The sequence below is a fragment of the Endozoicomonas ascidiicola genome, assembly GCF_001646945.1.
GTDB classification, from domain to species: domain Bacteria; phylum Pseudomonadota; class Gammaproteobacteria; order Pseudomonadales; family Endozoicomonadaceae; genus Endozoicomonas; species Endozoicomonas ascidiicola.
Genome location: NZ_LUTV01000002.1, coordinates 583,454 through 599,428 on the forward strand (window position 1 = coordinate 583,454; position 15,975 = coordinate 599,428).

13 protein-coding genes and 1 pseudogene are annotated in these 15,975 nt (G+C 46.1%); 6 read left to right on the forward strand and 8 right to left on the reverse strand.

The genetic code is table 11. From position 1 onward, the window contains the following. A pseudogene (locus AKL11_RS06495) lies at positions 1-689 on the forward strand (ISKra4 family transposase); the annotation flags it as partial. A 77-nt stretch (positions 690-766) separates the two neighbouring features. On the opposite strand, the gene trxA reads toward AKL11_RS06495, so the two are convergent. Then, a complete protein-coding gene (gene trxA, locus AKL11_RS06500; protein WP_067515786.1) occupies positions 767-1,090 on the reverse strand; it encodes a thioredoxin TrxA in 324 nt (107 codons plus the stop codon). A gap of 634 nt (positions 1,091-1,724) precedes the next feature. Between trxA and ppx the strand changes: the two genes are divergently transcribed. Beyond that, positions 1,725-3,230 (forward strand): exopolyphosphatase, encoded by a 1,506-nt coding sequence (gene ppx, locus AKL11_RS06505; RefSeq protein WP_067515787.1) that lies wholly within the window; start codon positions 1,725-1,727, stop codon positions 3,228-3,230. On the opposite strand, the gene AKL11_RS06510 is transcribed toward ppx, so the two are convergent. After that, the gene (locus AKL11_RS06510) at positions 3,225-5,084 is read right to left on the reverse strand and encodes a Na/Pi cotransporter family protein (RefSeq protein ID WP_067515788.1); all 1,860 of its coding nucleotides are present in this window, start codon (positions 5,082-5,084) and stop codon (positions 3,225-3,227) included. The two genes, ppx and AKL11_RS06510, sit on opposite strands and share 6 nt — an antisense overlap. Positions 5,085-5,309: 225 nt before the next feature. On the opposite strand from AKL11_RS06510, the gene AKL11_RS06515 reads away from it, so the two are divergent. Next, positions 5,310-5,732 carry an H-NS family histone-like protein gene (locus AKL11_RS06515; protein ID WP_067515789.1) on the forward strand — a complete coding sequence of 141 codons (423 nt, stop codon included), beginning with the start codon at positions 5,310-5,312 and terminating at the stop codon, positions 5,730-5,732. A 13-nt stretch (positions 5,733-5,745) separates the two neighbouring features. On the opposite strand, the gene AKL11_RS06520 is transcribed toward AKL11_RS06515, so the two are convergent. The 5 genes from AKL11_RS06520 to polA form a co-directional block, all read right to left on the reverse strand. Further along, entirely contained in the window at positions 5,746-6,411 is a 666-nt protein-coding gene (locus tag AKL11_RS06520; RefSeq protein ID WP_067515790.1) for a hypothetical protein, read from the reverse strand. An 82-nt stretch (positions 6,412-6,493) separates the two neighbouring features. Next, positions 6,494-7,813 (reverse strand): prephenate-dependent tRNA uridine(34) hydroxylase TrhP, encoded by a 1,320-nt coding sequence (trhP, locus tag AKL11_RS06525; RefSeq protein ID WP_067515791.1) that lies wholly within the window; start codon positions 7,811-7,813, stop codon positions 6,494-6,496. Positions 7,814-8,047: 234 nt separating this feature from the next. Continuing rightward, positions 8,048-8,215, reverse strand: coding sequence for a 50S ribosomal protein L33 (gene rpmG / locus AKL11_RS06530; RefSeq protein WP_034834535.1), 168 nt, complete (start codon positions 8,213-8,215; stop codon positions 8,048-8,050). A gap of 20 nt (positions 8,216-8,235) precedes the next feature. Next, on the reverse strand, positions 8,236-8,472 hold the full coding sequence (rpmB, locus tag AKL11_RS06535; RefSeq protein WP_067515792.1) for a 50S ribosomal protein L28: 237 nt from the start codon (positions 8,470-8,472) through the stop codon (positions 8,236-8,238). Between the two features lie 747 nt (positions 8,473-9,219). After that, complete coding sequence (polA, locus tag AKL11_RS06540; protein WP_253705180.1) at positions 9,220-11,970, reverse strand: DNA polymerase I; 2,751 nt, start codon at positions 11,968-11,970, stop codon at positions 9,220-9,222. A 271-nt stretch (positions 11,971-12,241) separates the two neighbouring features. On the opposite strand from polA, the gene AKL11_RS06545 reads away from it, so the two are divergent. Both AKL11_RS06545 and AKL11_RS06550 read left to right on the forward strand, forming a co-directional pair. Then, positions 12,242-12,652 carry a DUF2782 domain-containing protein gene (locus tag AKL11_RS06545; protein WP_067515794.1) on the forward strand — a complete coding sequence of 137 codons (411 nt, stop codon included), beginning with the start codon at positions 12,242-12,244 and terminating at the stop codon, positions 12,650-12,652. Positions 12,653-12,691: 39 nt separating this feature from the next. After that, positions 12,692-13,675, forward strand: coding sequence for a homoserine kinase (locus tag AKL11_RS06550; RefSeq protein ID WP_095210225.1), 984 nt, complete (start codon positions 12,692-12,694; stop codon positions 13,673-13,675). On the opposite strand, the gene AKL11_RS06555 is transcribed toward AKL11_RS06550, so the two are convergent. Next, positions 13,676-15,385 carry a calcium-binding protein gene (locus AKL11_RS06555; protein ID WP_067515795.1) on the reverse strand — a complete coding sequence of 570 codons (1,710 nt, stop codon included), beginning with the start codon at positions 15,383-15,385 and terminating at the stop codon, positions 13,676-13,678. 218 nt (positions 15,386-15,603) lie between these two features. Between AKL11_RS06555 and AKL11_RS06560 the strand changes: the two genes are divergently transcribed. Continuing rightward, the coding region (locus AKL11_RS06560; RefSeq protein ID WP_172807248.1) for a transposase at positions 15,604-15,975 on the forward strand (372 nt) is incomplete at its 3' end.

The window sequence follows — 15,975 nt, forward strand, 5'->3', positions numbered from 1 at the left end:
CATTATTGAATGATGACGGTGATCGACTTCATACGATCTACTGCGCTGCAGCGCCTGAATATGGCAAGCAAACCTTTATGAAGCGATTTTCTGCAGAGATAGAAAAAGTTAAACGACGATTCCCTGATGCCACTTATGTTGGCGTTGCCGATGGYGCTCCCGATAACTKGACTTTCCTTAAGCCTTTTGTGTCCGTTCAGGTTCTGGATTTTTATCATGCWTCTGAGTATGTGGCAGACGCTGCGGAAGCGATCTATCCGGGAGTTAAAAACAAGCAACAACGGCATGCATGGCTGAAAGAAAAACTCCATGAGCTGAAACATGAAGTTGGTGGAGCACAGCGTCTGACCAAGGAATTAAAGAAATCATCACCGGGGAATAATCGTCTGGCAKCGATGGAGAAGCTGTACAAGGCAAGAACCTACTTTAAGAACAACTGGAAAAAGATGGTCTATCCGGAAGCCCTGAGCGCCCATTTACCAATCGGCTCTGGGGTTACTGAAGCGGCCTGTAAAATATTGGTGAAACAGAGGATGTGCAGATCAGGTATGCGCTGGAAAGAAGAAGGTGCCTCAATGCTGTTAACACTCCGAGCGATCATATGTTCAACAGGACATTGGTCATCTTTTTGGAAAAAAATGAATCAATACGGTTTTCCAATTACTCATAACCTTCAGGCAGGACATTGATCAGGCTGAGCACCCTTCAATTTGAAGCCAATTAAAAGAGGCTATGGGTTTGACCGTAGCCTCACAAATGCCAGCAATCAGAGGTTGCTGTCGAGGAATGCAGTCAGCTGAGACTTGGACAGCGCGCCCACTTTAGTGGCTTCAACATTTCCGCCTTTGAAAAGCATCAAGGTTGGAATACCACGAACACCGTATTTTGGTGGTGTCAGTTCATTCTCATCGATATTCAGTTTGCAGATGGTCAGTTTACCATCGAAGTCCTGAGCGATTTCATCCAGAACCGGTGCAATCATTTTGCAAGGTCCACACCACTCAGCCCAATAGTCAACCAGCACCGGACCTTCCGCCTTCAGAACTACTTCATCGAAGGAGTCATCTGTCACTTTGACAATTTCGCTCATGGAATGGATCTCCTAACCATTGTACTTGTAAGTACTTAATAGTGTTTAAAATATAGTCAACCAGCTATGAAGCGAAGACTGGCAAGAATGCCAGCCTGAGGCTGGGGATAGCCACCCCAAGACTGATATATTATGCCTTAATGATGGGGTTTTGTGTGTTTTTTTCAATAGCGCTACACAAAACTGCTTTGAGACCGGCAGGAAATCCTAACCCGGATATTTCATAAACCGCCCCGAATCTCGCGCTGCCATTTGTCGTACTAAGGGATTTTGCGATGGAGCGCCGTACCGGGGAGTACGGTCGACTGAGTAAAACTCCCTAAGTGCGGCAAAGGACAAGTGAGAGCGGGAGCATGTTTATGAAATATTCGGGCTAAGCCACGCAGGCTTAAGATTCCCACTTTTTTGCCTGAATTACGCCCTTACTGACATGAGTTTGAAATGTGGTCTTTAATTCCCAACTGCTGGCCGATAATATTGGCAACAATTCTCATGAAATGAAGGCGTTAGCTTTACTTAGCTACAGATAAAGATACAGCTCCCATGACGTCATCACAACCCACTCTGTACCGTTCAAAGACACCGGCTACGGAGCACTTAACCAGAGACAACCTAACCAGAGACAAGAAGTATCATGATGCAACAAGAGCATGAACAACAAGGCTCAACGCCTCTGGTAGCAGCCATCGATCTGGGTTCTAACAGCTTCCACCTTATCGTTGCCCGGGTTGATCAGGGCGAAATCCGTCCCGTTGAAAGACTCGGAGAAAAGGTACAGCTGGCAGCGGGGCTTAACGCCAATAATGAAATTTCCTCTGAGGCAATGGAGCGTGGCTTCAAGTGCCTTGAGCAGTTTGCCCAGTACCTCACGGGCTTTACCTTTCAAGCTATTCGCGTTGTTGGTACTAACGCACTAAGAAAGGCCAGCAACAGCGATATTTTTGTGCAGAAAGCCCAGGAAATTCTTGGTTACCCTGTTGAAATTATTGCCGGCAGAGAAGAAGCCCGGCTGATTTATCTGGGCGTCGCACATACTCAGGCGGATGACAACGAACGTCGTCTGGTCATGGATATTGGCGGTGGCAGCACGGAGTTCATCATCGGTGAGCGTTTTGAGCCAAAGCTGTTAGAAAGCCTGCACATGGGTTGTGTTGTCTTTACAGATCGTTTCTTCGGCTCAGGCGAGATCAACTCTCAACGTTTTCAGTCTGCATATTATGCTGCCCGACTGGAGCTCCTAAATATCGAGCAGGCGTATTCCAAAATGGGATGGGTGGACGCCATTGGCTCTTCCGGCTCTGTTCGTGCGGTGAGCAGCATTTTGCAAGCCATGGGTGAGAGCGAAGTGATTACCCGTGAAAGCCTTGAGAAGCTGAAAAAGCAGGTACTGAAATTCAGTCACCTCAAACGGGTTCGCTTTCCCGGACTGAAACCCGATCGTCAGGCAATTTTTCCAGCGGGTCTGGCTATTCTCATGGCAGGCTTCGACGCTCTTAATATCGAGCGTATGCGTTACTCAGAAGGCGCCCTGAGAGAGGGCGTATTGCACGATATGCTTGGCCGGGATCATCACGAAGATGTACGACAGCGAACCATCAAAGCGTTGATGAATCGCTATCATGTCAATACGCAGCACGCTTCCAGAGTCAAAGCGCACGCACAAACTTGCTTTGCTATGGTTGCTGATCACTGGGGATTAAACGACGACGATCTTGAGTTACTGATTTGGGCATCCAAGGTTTGTCAGATCGGTCTGGATATTTCACACACCCAATACCATCGCCACGGCGCATACCTGATTGATCACTCAGATCTAATGGGCTTTAACAAAGAAGAGCAGCGCCAACTGGCCATACTGGTGTGCGGCCATAGACGTTCTATACCCAAGTCTCTAATGTCTAACTGGCCAAAAGAAACCGCGAAAAAACTCATGCGTTTGTTGATTCTGCTGCGAATTGCCAATGTCATGAGCTTGGGAAGAGACGATACACTACCGGAGTATTTTATTCAGGCCTCGGACTCTACCGTTTCTCTCTTTTTTCCAGATGGCTGGATTGAGCAACACCCATTGACCGTTGCTAACTTTGAATCCGAACGAAACTACCTTTACAGAGCGGGTTGGAAACTCACGGTTTCATAAAGCGGTATTTTCTGGGCCGCTTCTTTCTGCTCCGGTTTTTTCTCCCCCAAAGCGGGAGTCAAAGTTCAGGTCAATTTCCCGGTATTCTTCACGATCACGAGTCAGCATGATCACTGCACCATCAATCAGGTTGGTGCAGGCGTCATGGACGTGGGCGCTGTCATTAAGCAGAGAGCTAGCCATGAAAGAATCCACCTGACTGGAGCGGATCAATTCATTCAACGTCGTATGCATTTGCTCATCCTGCTCTCTGAGTTCACACTTCAACTGCTCGGCATGCTGACGAATGTGATCATAGTTACGGCGAACCCCCAGTAAATCCACTAACTTCAATACAGACGCAAGACATAGACGTAACTGGTTGTATTGATGACGAATTTGCTCATTATCGGAATGCAGGTACTGCCCCATATTTTTATAGATATGCTTTACATGCTTAATCGCCTGAACGAAATCTCTACAGGCAACTTTTAGCGCAAATAACTCCTGAACTTGCTGCCTTGGCATATTCCCTTCGATCTCTCCGGAATAGCGGATGATGTCCGCATATATACCTTTAATGTGCCGTATATAAAGTTCTTTAATCGTCCATGGCTGCTCTTCTCTGACCCAGTTATCAACCATTTCTTCGAGGTTATCTGTTGCCCTCAATCGGTCGCCGGTCAAATAGATTCCGTAGCAGATTAGCTCAAAGGTATTGCGATAAAGATGCGCACATTCCTGGGTCATAGCCCTTAACGCTGTATCTGGGTAACTCAATGTTGCGGGTGTTAAATAACGGGCGCGGTTGATTTCAGAGCTATTTGTATTCGCCAGATTTAAATGGCCTTGACCTGCTGGATCGACAAATAAGGTCTCCAACCAACGAACCAGGATGTTAATAAAAGGCAGCTGAACGCAAATACCCACCACATTAAACAGGCTATGGAACAAGGCGAGTTTAAGGGTATAGTTATCACCACCAATCTGGACAAGCTCTGCGATGACATCGACTGCCGTCTTCAATTGTGAGAGAAAAGCTATCGCCAATACCGCAGTAATCACATTAAACACAATATGCGCTACAGCAAGCCTTTTGCCTGAGGCATTTGCACCCATAGCACCCAGAACGGCAGTAATCGTTGTACCAATATTTGAGCCTATCGCCAGAGCTAACGCATTATCGTAGGTCAACTGCCCTACGGCTAACGCTGAAAAAGTCAGCACCATCGTTGCATTAGTGGACTGCATAATCACCGTGGCTAATAACCCAAACAAGGTATAAACCATCACCCCCCGAAATCCTTCCAGGGCATAGTTACTGAAATCCATCACACCCTGAAAAGCTTCAAACCCTAACTTCATATAATGGATGCCAAAAAACAGCAACCCAATGCCAAGAGCCACAAAGCCGATACCATGGAGGTTTTTCTCTTTTTGAGATCTCAGAATTAAGCCAAATACCAGCATCGGCATGGCATAGGTCAGTAAGTTCAGTTTCAGCCCATAAACAGCAACTAGCCAAGCACCTGCAGTGCTGCCAAGGTTCGCCCCAAAAACAATGCCAACACCAGCGCCCAAGCCAATTAAACCAGCACTCAAAAAGGAAATAATAATGACTGAAACTAAAGAACTGGATTGCAGAACGGCTGTCGTCGTAATACCAAATGTCAGGCTTTTCCACAGCCGGTTGGTGGTTTTCTTCAGTAATGATTCCAGAAAACCGCCGGTAAACACCTTAAACCCACGCTCCAGATACACCATTCCCAATAAGAAAATCACAATGCCAGCAGAGATTATCTGAAACTCAGGACTAACCCAGAAACCATAAGCCAGAAGGAGAAGAACTGTTGGTAAAAATAAACGTCCAAGCATATCGTTATTCAACTATTTATTCTGAAAATGGTCTAAAAAAACGGGTAATGAAGAACGGCTAAAACATTCAAATCGCCGGCTATAACCGTTGTTATCGGCTCTCAATTCTTGCCAATTAAACAAAATGGATTATTTTTAGTGCTAACAAAACAATTTCGGGGAAACAGCGGCTTCATGCTGAGCCCTCGCTTTAACTCTTTCAAATTCTTCAATTGAGGGTTCACCGTGAAGTCATTTGATGAACTACATGACCGACTCAGTAGTAAAACCCGTATTCGCTCACTGTTTAAAGCAGCCACTGTTCAGGATCTTGAAAAGATTCTGGCTCGTTTAAATGAGTTATACACAGAAAAGCTGCAATCCCGTGAACAGGAGGATTTGGAGCGACAAAGAAAAAAGGATGACATCACTGCTATTCAGAAAAAAATGTCCGACTTGGGGCTGACGCTTTCCGATTTGGATGTTCTTTCGGATACGACGATATCCAGAAAACGTCGTCGTACATCTAAGAAGCACACCTTCCAATACGAAAACACCAAAGGAGAGACCATTCTCTGGAAAGGGTCTTCTACTGGCCGTCTGCCAAAAGAGTTTCAAGAGTACCTGGAAAAACACCAAAAGAAACGTGCAGAGTGTATTGTGGAATAGCTTATAGGGTTGTTTACAATTGCTGTATATGGATGATCAGAGAGCGCACCCAGAAAGTCAGATCATCCAGATCTTCCAAGGATAACAATAATAATGCGGAATCAAGAGGGTCAAGCTTTCCTTCGCTTTGAAAAACATCACTTTTAACCTGTGAAATCAGAACTTTCAGGACATCCAGACGACCACCTATTTCGTGGTGAATATCATCCATGGCCTGAATATGCTGTTTCTTAAAACCTGCTAAGTCCACTTGATCCTGTTTGGTTATTCTTAACCTCAGGCAGTGCATGGTTTCATAAAGATAATGGCTCAATTCATCCATTGAACCCTCCAGCGATTCGGTCAACTCAATTGGTCGATAAGTCAGCCTTTCCGCTAGACGGCAAATTAAATGAGCCAGATTATTCTGTGTTTGCAACAACGACAAGAGCAGCCCTTTGGGTTGTGCTGTCAGAGTTGGCTGATTTAATCGCGATAGAATTTCCTGCTCGTATTTTTCAAGTGCTACGGGAAAGTCTGCAATCCACTGCGGTTTCTGGTGCCATTGGCTTTGGTCAATGCTTTGCTTACGAAATCGTTGGCTCAGCAAAAATAAGGCATCCAAAACCAGCTTCCGGTGCTGGTTCATCGGTTTGGTCGCTGAGCCTGAGAATATGTTGGTAAAGGTCGCAAGATCCATAAAAGACCTTATCGACCTATTCAGCTCTGATCTTGAAACCGGTGTTTGTCAACAGAGCGCCCAAACTCAGATTGTTTTCAATTTAAGGAAGATATCTCACCAAAAGACAGTGCTCTCCTAACTGAGCACCTTCAGGTTTTGGAATTTTCACTACATGTCCGGAACCAGGCGCAACATCAACGCTTTCACCCCGTCGATTTTCGATATGCTCAAGGTTGAAAGCGATATTTCCGGCAGGTGTCATCAGCTCTACTGCATCCCCTGTCTCGAAACGGTTTTTTACGTCAATGGTCAGAGTTTGATCATCTGACTCAACCACTTCACCCACAAACTGCTGCTTGCTTCCACGAGAATTACCAGTCTCGTAGTTCTGGTATTCATCATGAACATGACGACGGTAAAAACCCTCGGTGTAACCACGGTTTGCCAACGCTTCCAGATTATCCATCATGCCCATATCAAACGGCACACCGTTAACGGCATCATCAATGGCTTTGCGATAAACCTGAGCAGTACGGGCAACATAGTAGAAAGATTTAGTGCGGCCTTCGATTTTGAGAGAGTGAATGCCCATCTCTGTTAACCGTCGTACGTGTTGCACCGCTCGCAGATCTTTCGAATTCATAATGTAAGTACCGTGCTCATCTTCAAAAGCGGGCATGTATTGATCTGGACGACCTTTTTCTTGCAACAGGTATATTTCGCTACTGGTATCACCTTCACCCAGCGTTGGCTGAACGATTTCCGGTTGAGCTACGGGAATAATATCGCCACTGTCAGTCTCTTTGGCTTCGTGCGCCTGATACTGCCAGCGACAAGCATTGGTGCAGGTTCCCTGGTTTGGATCCCGCTTGTTGATGTAACCAGACAGCAGACAGCGACCAGAATAAGCAATACACAGCGAGCCATGGACAAATACTTCGATTTCCGTCTCCGGACACTCTTCACGGATTTCCTGTATTTCATCCAGAGAAAGTTCTCGGGATAGAATAATCCGCTCAACGCCTTGCTTGGCCCAGAATTTTACCGTGGCAAAGTTCACCGCATTGGCTTGAACCGACAGATGAACCGGCATGTCCGGCCAGGTTTCTCGAACCATCATGATCAAGCCAGGGTCAGACATAATCAGTGCGTCCGGCCCCATAGCAATAACTGGTTCCATATCTCGCAGGAAGGTTTTTATCTTGGTGTTATGGGGAGCAATATTGCTGGCAAGATAGAGCTTCTTTCCATGGGCGTGCGCCTGATCTATACCGCGCTGCAGATTTTCCAGTTTGAAGTCGTTATTGCGGACTCTCAGACTATAGCGAGGCTGGCCAGCATAGACGGCGTCTGCACCATAAGCAAAAGCGAAGTGCATGTTTTTCAGGGTGCCCGCTGGCGAAAGGAGTTCCGGTTTCATTCTGACCTACAGTTGCGCTTGTGGAATGGCGCGCATTATACCAGTGCAATAAGAATGGGACAGCCGTAAGAACGCACAGTAGATAGGTGAATATAAAGAATTATTTCGCTTAAAACGTAGTCAGTTCAGGAGGGAGTGATACAGAGGTGAGCAACAATGCATAGAAACAATGCATAGAAAAGTGTCGGCCCGCATCAACGAAATGGATGCGGACCAGAGCACAGAAAACAAGATTTACTTGATCTTGTATTCTTTGTACTCAACGTGCTTACGCACAACTGGATCGTACTTCTTGAACACCAGCTTGTCAGGCGTATTACGCTTGTTCTTAGTGGTGGTGTAGTAGTGACCAGTGCCAGCACTGGAAACAAGTTTGATCTTCTCGCGAATACCTTTAGCCATGGCTTATTGCTCCTGCTAACTTAAATTTTTTGGCCGCTAGCGCGCAGCTCAGCCAGAACAGCATCGATGCCCTTCTTGTCGATAATGCGCATGCCTTTTGCAGAAACACGCATACGCACGAAGCGCTTTTCACTTTCAACCCAGAAGCGCTTGCTGTGCAGGTTAGGCACAAAGCGACGACGAGTTTTGTTTTGAGCGTGGGAAACATTATTCCCGGTAACCGGACGCTTGCCGGTAACCTGACATACCTTAGACATGTGGATGGCCTCTCAAACCGTCTCTTAATCTAAAATCACCAGCCATGAGGCCGGAAAACTTAACTGAATTCCAGTGTCTGCTTCGGGCAGTACTGCCCATGATTACAGAGTCAAGAGACCTTCTATGACTCGTCAGCAGCTACCCTTATACAAAGATCGGGCTTTATACCAGAGTTATTGAACACTTGCAAATTCAACGGGGTGTGCGGATTATGCTTAATACCTCATAACTTCAGTAGTTTCAGGGGATTAGGCTCTATTCATCAATCATCTTTTTCCTGCTGAAAAAATCCTATCGAAGCTTTTTAAGAATCTTGAAGTTTTTTCTCATGTTGCTAAGAGCTTAGATTTAGTTTCGTACGTGGAGGCTTCACAGGGGTGTTTTTTTCCCACGTAATTCTCAGGATCCAACGGTGGAATGAACTCATATCTTTCATAGTTCAATTGAAATTAGCATCTGTCATGAGATTCGTTCAGGTGTAGGACTGGAAGAGAGTATAGCTAGCGCCCGGAGAGGGGATAAAAGTTCTTTCGTAAAAAAGAAAAAAGCCAGTATCAAAAGATACTGGCTTTAAAAGGTAAATGCAGGGGATTACATATTACCTTCAACAACAACTACCAACACTAACACACAAGGAGCAACTCATAAGAGACTCACTATATATGACATAGGATTCGGCACAAAAGTTCCCGTCTTTAATAATTCTTTACAAAACTATTTTCAAAATAGGTTAAGCACACTATAAATCAGTGCGCCTCATCCCAGTTATCACCGACTCCAGCCTCTACCAGCAACGGGACACTTAACTCTGCTGCACTGGCCATTTGTGCCTTGATGCCCTCAACGACAGTGTTCAGTTGCTCTTCTGCCACCTCTAACACCAGTTCATCGTGCACCTGCATGATTACCCTGGCATCCAGCCCGGAAGAGGCCAGCCACTGATCAACACAAATCATTGCCCGTTTGATAATGTCTGCGGCAGTTCCCTGCATGGGCGCATTAATCGCCGTCCTTTCTGCACCCTGCCGGCGCATACCATTGCGCGCATTAATTTCTGACAGGTATAGACGACGACCAAAGATAGTTTCTACATAACCGTTTTCCCGAGCAAATGCTTTGGTCTCTTCCATATAGCGCAGAACACCAGGGTATCGCTCGAAATACAGATCAATGTATTCCTGAGCAGATTTTCTGGAGACGCCCAATTGTTTGGCCAAACCAAAAGAAGACATCCCATAGATCAAACCAAAGTTAATGGCTTTAGCGCTTCGTCGCTGATCCGTAGTGACATCATCCAGTGCAACACCAAACACTTCTGCGGCAGTTGCCTTATGAATATCCAGCCCTTGTGAGAAAGCATCCAGCAAGCCTTTGTCACCCGACAAATGCGCCATGATTCTCAGTTCAATTTGAGAATAGTCAGCAGCCACCAATTTATAACCTTCCGGTGCAATAAATGCCTGACGCACTCTACGACCTTCAGGAGTACGAACTGGAATGTTCTGCAAATTCGGGTCTGAAGAAGATAAACGACCAGTGGCGGTTACTGCCTGATGATAGGATGTATGAATACGACCACTGCTTGCATTAATCATTTTTGGCAGCTTGTCCGTGTAAGTGGACTTCAACTTGCTCAAGCCACGGTGTTCCAAGATCAGTTTTGGCAGTGGGTAATCCAGAGCCAGTTCCTGAAGCACCTCTTCAGCGGTCGATGGCTGGCCTTTCGGTGTTTTCTTAATAACCGGCAGCTGTAGTTTTTCGAACAGCAATTCCTGAAGCTGCTTGGGTGAAGAAAGATTAAACTCCTGACCCGCCTCATCGTGGGCTGCTTTTTCCAGCTCTTTTAAACGCTGACCAATCTCAAGACTCTGCTGGTTTAATAAAGAAGCATCCACCAGCGCACCTTGGCGCTCAATGCGGGAAAGAATATCCACCAGCGGCATTTCTATGGTCTTAAAAACCGTTTCCAGAGAAGGTTCAGTTTTCAGTTGCTCCCAAATCGCTTGATGAAGTCGCAAGGTAATATCCGCATCTTCAGCAGCGTACGGGGCTGCTTTTTCCAGCTCAATCTGATTAAACGTCAGTTGTTTAGCACCTTTACCAGCAATGTCTTCATACTTTATGGTTTTATAATCGAGATAGTAGTCAGCCAAGGCATCCATATTGTGACGAGTGCCGACGGAGTTCAGCACATAGGATTCCAGCATGGTATCAAAGGCAATACCTTTCATTTGGATACCGTAACGGGCAAGCACGCTTTCATCGTATTTGAGATTCTGACCGACTTTCTGTTTGTCTGCGCTTTCAAGCAATGGCTTCAGTTGCTCAAGCACCCAATCTCGACCCAACTGTTCAGGCACACCAAGATAATCATGAGCAACCGGAACATAAGCCGCCTTTCCAAGCTCTACTGCAAAAGAGACGCCAACCAGTTCAGCAACCATATAATCCAAACTGGTGGTTTCTGTATCAAAGGCGATCAGCTCAGCCACTTCCAGCTTTTTGAGCCACGTCTGAAACTCTGTTTTGTCGGTAATGGTGTGGTATTCGCCGGTAGGTGCTGGCTCTTTTTCAGCTGCCGGCGTCTCTGAACTGTCTTTTTCGAGATCGGCGACCAGGGTTTTGAATTCATACTCTTGGAATAAAGACAACAGTGACTCTTTATCAAAAGGCGTCATGACCAAATCATCAATAGACAGCGGTAGTTCAACGTCGGTTTTGATGGTGGCAAGTTCACGGGACAACAGCACAATATCTTTGTGTTCAATAAACTTTTCAGCAAAGTTTTTGCTACCGCGGAAGCCTAAAGCAGCCACTTCGTCCAGCCGTTCGGCGATTTCATCAATGCTGCCAATGCCATTCAACAACGCAATAGCGGTTTTCTGACCGACACCGGGCATGCCGGGGATGTTGTCGCTGCTATCTCCCATCAGCGCCAGGTAATCAATTATCAGGTGAGCAGGAATACCAAATTTACTTTCGACGCCACTTTCATCAGTAAACACATCGTTCATAGTATCAATCAGCGAGACATGCTCGGTGACCAGCTGGGCAATATCTTTATCGCCGGTGGAAATGATCGTGTCGACTTTGTTTTCAGTGGCCTGTCGAGCCAGAGTGCCAATCACATCGTCCGCCTCAACACCGTCTATCATTAGCAGCGGTAAGCCCAGACTGCGGACAATCTGGTGTATGGGTTCAATCTGCGAACGCAAGTCGTCGGGCATGGGTTTACGGGTTGCCTTATACTCGCTGTACATTTCATGGCGAAAGTTTTTACCTTTGGCATCAAAAATAACCGCAACATGACTATCCTGATACTGGCGCATCAAACTGCGCAGCATGTTGGTCATTACTCGGATAGCTCCGGTGGGTCGACCATCTTTGGTTCTCAGATTTGCCCGCTCTGAAGCATGAAAGGCGCGGTACAGGTAAGATGAGCCATCGACAAGAATGAGTGGTGGTGTGGTGGCTTTTTCTGGCATTGTCTCTGACATTTGATGGTTGACTCACTTACGATTCTGGGTAACTGGGTATAGAATGCGATCTGAGCAATGGCTCAAAGAATATGTGTAATACTGATTTTTAAAGCTTATGAGTGTAATGGTTTCCATGGCAATTAAGTACCCAGCAACCGGAATCTGTTGGGCAGTGCCGAGGTGGTAGCATAGCAAAGCTGTGTCGCCGTGGTTGTAGTGCAGTGTTTTATTCAAACATAAGTACTTTAAATGTGCTTTGTATGTTCGAGTAATTGCAGAGAGGCGAGCAATGTTCCCATTAATCAGAAGAACCCAGCTGGGTCTGATATTTTTGCCGTTATTCCTTCTTATGGGTTGCGCAGCAAAGAATCCTGACAATACGGGACTGCCTGACATATCACAAAATACGTCACCCAAATCTGGGAAAACTGTACTCGTTGATGACGCTATTCAACAGATTCCAAAACACCTGCGCCCGGCAGAGCTTGAAAAACGTGACGATACAACCGTTGTGATACGAGCAGGTGATCACAGAACATATAAAGAATACCGGGTTGGTGGCCAACTGTATGCCATCCACATTATTCCGAAGGTTGGAAAACCCTATTACCTGATTGCTGCAGATGAAGAAGGCAATCCGATCGACCCAACGAAAAGAACAATGCTGGTTCCCTCGTGGACTATTTTAGAATGGCGCTAGCTTGTTAAACCCAACAACAATGATTCGTACAGGGACTGCATGTCTGTTTATACCCATTTAACGCACACTGAGATCGAACAGATACTGTCCGGTTATGACCTTGGTCATCTCATTTCATTTAAAGGCATTGAAAGTGGTGTTGAGAACACGAACTACTTTCTCGATGTTGAGAAGAATGGTGTTCGTCAGCGCTATGTTTTAACTCTGTTCGAATATCAGCCAGCCAGTGCATTACCCTTTTTTATTGATTATACCGACGAGCTGAAAACCCACGACCTGCCTGTACCCAACCCGGTACGGGATAAAAAAGGTCATGCACTTCAATCTGTGAAAGATAAACCGACACTGATCGTGCAATGCTTTCCAGGAAAGCACCCTGACCACAAAAACCTCTCTCTGGATCAATGTGAACAAATAGGCGAAATGCTGGGAAGAGTTCACTTGGCTGGGATGGACTCAAAACTGCATCAGGAAAATCACCGTGGTGTTGCATGGCTTAACGTTCAGAAAGAACGACTGGTTCCTCTTCTGAGCCAAGATGATTCTCTGTTCATGTCACAACAATGGAATAACATCTCTACATCCTTACAGACATTCAGTGAACTCCCAACAGGCCTGATTCACGGCGACTTGTTCCATAACAACGTGCTATTTGATGGCGGGAAAATTTCTGCTGTTATCGACTTTTATCAAGCATGCTCTGACTGGTTGGTTTACGACCTTGCGGTGACTGTAAACGACTGGTGTCTTGAAGAAGGTTTAGAGCTGAGCAGCCAAAAGCAAAATGCGCTGATCGAAGCCTATACTAAGATTCGACCTCTGACTCACGAAGAAAAAACAGCCTGGCCTGTCATGCTCAGGCTGGCCGCATTTCGATTTTGGGTCTCACGATTAATTACGTTCATCCACCCTGAGAGTCAGATGGATGACGAACATAAAGAAAGTTTGATTCGAGCGTTTCTGGACCCTGACGAGTTCAAGAACATGTTGATCCTGAGAAGCAACCAGCATGCCCTCAAATAATCAAGGTGAGTCTACATTGAGATTTCCATCATTTATCAAGTTGTTGAGAATCTCAATATCACTACTCGCTCCGCCGTAACCAGAAAGATCAACATCACGCAACGTGATCGATTGCCTGACACCATCAACAGCAGATAGGTTTACATCAATAATCGTATCGCCATTCTGGAAATTCAGGGTCAGTAGCTCATCCACCGCCCCCGTTTCCTCTTGGAGAAGGTCTGCCAGGTCAAGAACGTCGCCATCTGCTCCGGTCTGAAAGCCTTCAACAACATCTTCCGCAGTATCTATTGAAGAGCCGATATCATCATACCGCCACACATAGGTGTCTCGACCACCTTCACCGACGAGAATATCGTCCCCACCACCGCCATAGATCGTATCGTTGCCGGCACCAGCACTGATACTATCAGCACCTTCAGCACCCTGAATGACCTCTGCGTTTTCAGTACCTTCCGTTTCTGAAGCGCCTGATTCCCGTAAATCTAATGAAAAACTGGCCTGTTGACTTTCAGCAGTCCCATCAGACACCGTAAACGCAAAACTGGCATCTGTATTACCATCCGTTTCATCTGCTGTGTAAACCAGCTGATCAATCAGTTCTGAACTGATTCGCTGATCGACAGTGACAGCCTCACCCTGATACGCCAACGTTCCCGTTGCTGGCAGTGATTTGATATAGACCGCGTTGAATTCTACCGAGTTATCAAAAGAGGCAAACTCAAAATCACGGTCATGAAATTCATATTGATTGGCCTCATTCAGAATCAAGCGATTATTCGTGGTTTCCGCCAGATAGGATTTCTCAGTCTCAATCTCTGTCTCTCCTACAACCAAACGGACAGAGTCGTCCAAGTCCGCTGCAGCACCAAACGTTGCTGTTATATCATCACTATCAAACTGACCATCGCCACTGTCATTTACATACACAGCCTGATCGGTTACTCGAACATACTGGTCCAGCTGAGCTTGATCAACGGAGTCTGGCAACAGAGAGCTAAGGTCAAGCGCATCGTCTTCGTTTTCTGTTGAAGCAAAGTCGTAAATCGTATCAAGGGCATTATCTTCAGAAAGAACAAATGAGTCATCACCGTCGCCACCGGAATAAAAATCACGACCAAGCCCGCCACTTAATGTGTCGGCACCTTCACCACCATCAAGGTAATCTTCTGCTTCTCCGCCAGTTATCTGGTCGTCACCAGCACGACCAGATAACTCAACTTTCTGAGCAACACCTTCCTCAAAAGATCCATCATCGAGATATCGTCCGGCTGACTCAGAAAAGCCACTTCCATCAAGCACATCATTCCCGGCTGAACTGTATGCTTTCTCAATGCCAATCTCAGCAAGATCAATATTTAATGCTTCTGCAGCACCAAAATCCATAATGAGCTCATCAACCCCTGCACCACCTTCAACTGTACCTTCAGCGAAATCCAGGTAGTCTGCATAGATACGGTCATTCCCTTCACCACCATATAAGTGGTCTGCACTGATGCTGTCTGACAGTGCATCTCCGTATATGACATCATCCCCAAGACCACCATCAAACGTCTGTGTTCCATCGCCTCCTTGCAGCCTGTCAGTACCATCTTGCCCCGTTATTTCATTACGGACCGCCGTTCTGTCCATCTGAATGACATTATCGTCACCAAGGCGAATATTAATGGTGTCATCCAAATCTACTCGTTCTCCAAAGCGTGCCAGCATAAAATCGTCATTGAAAAGGCCATTTCCTGATTCATCAATAAAAATCCCTTGGTCAGTAGCAAGAACAAAGTCGTTTATATTGCTTTCATCCGCGCTGGTTCCGCTCAGTATCGATGACAGGTCAATAACATCCCTATTTCCTTTCTGGCTAGGAGCCTGTCGGACTTAGAACAACTTTTGAGTATAATACCCGCAAGATCGTAAAAGACAGCCAGCCAATGAACAAATGGACTTTCAGACCCATTGACCGAGACATCCCTGACTTTTTTCCTGCCACTGTTCAGGATTATCTGCCAGAGGTGCATCTTGCTCGCTTTGTTGTAGAGGTGGTTGAGCAGCTAGACCTCACACCTTTGATCAGCGCCTATAAAGGAAGGGGTTCTAAAGCCTGGCATCCATCCCTCATGCTGTCGTTATTGTTCTATGGATATGCAACAGGTGTCTTCTCCAGTCGCAAACTGGAGAAAGCAACTTATGACTCCAKCGCCTTTCGATATATCTGCGCCAACGAGCATCCGGATCACGACAGTATCAACACCTTTCGCCAGCGCTTCCGTAAAGAAATCAGTGAACTTTTTGTTCAGATATTG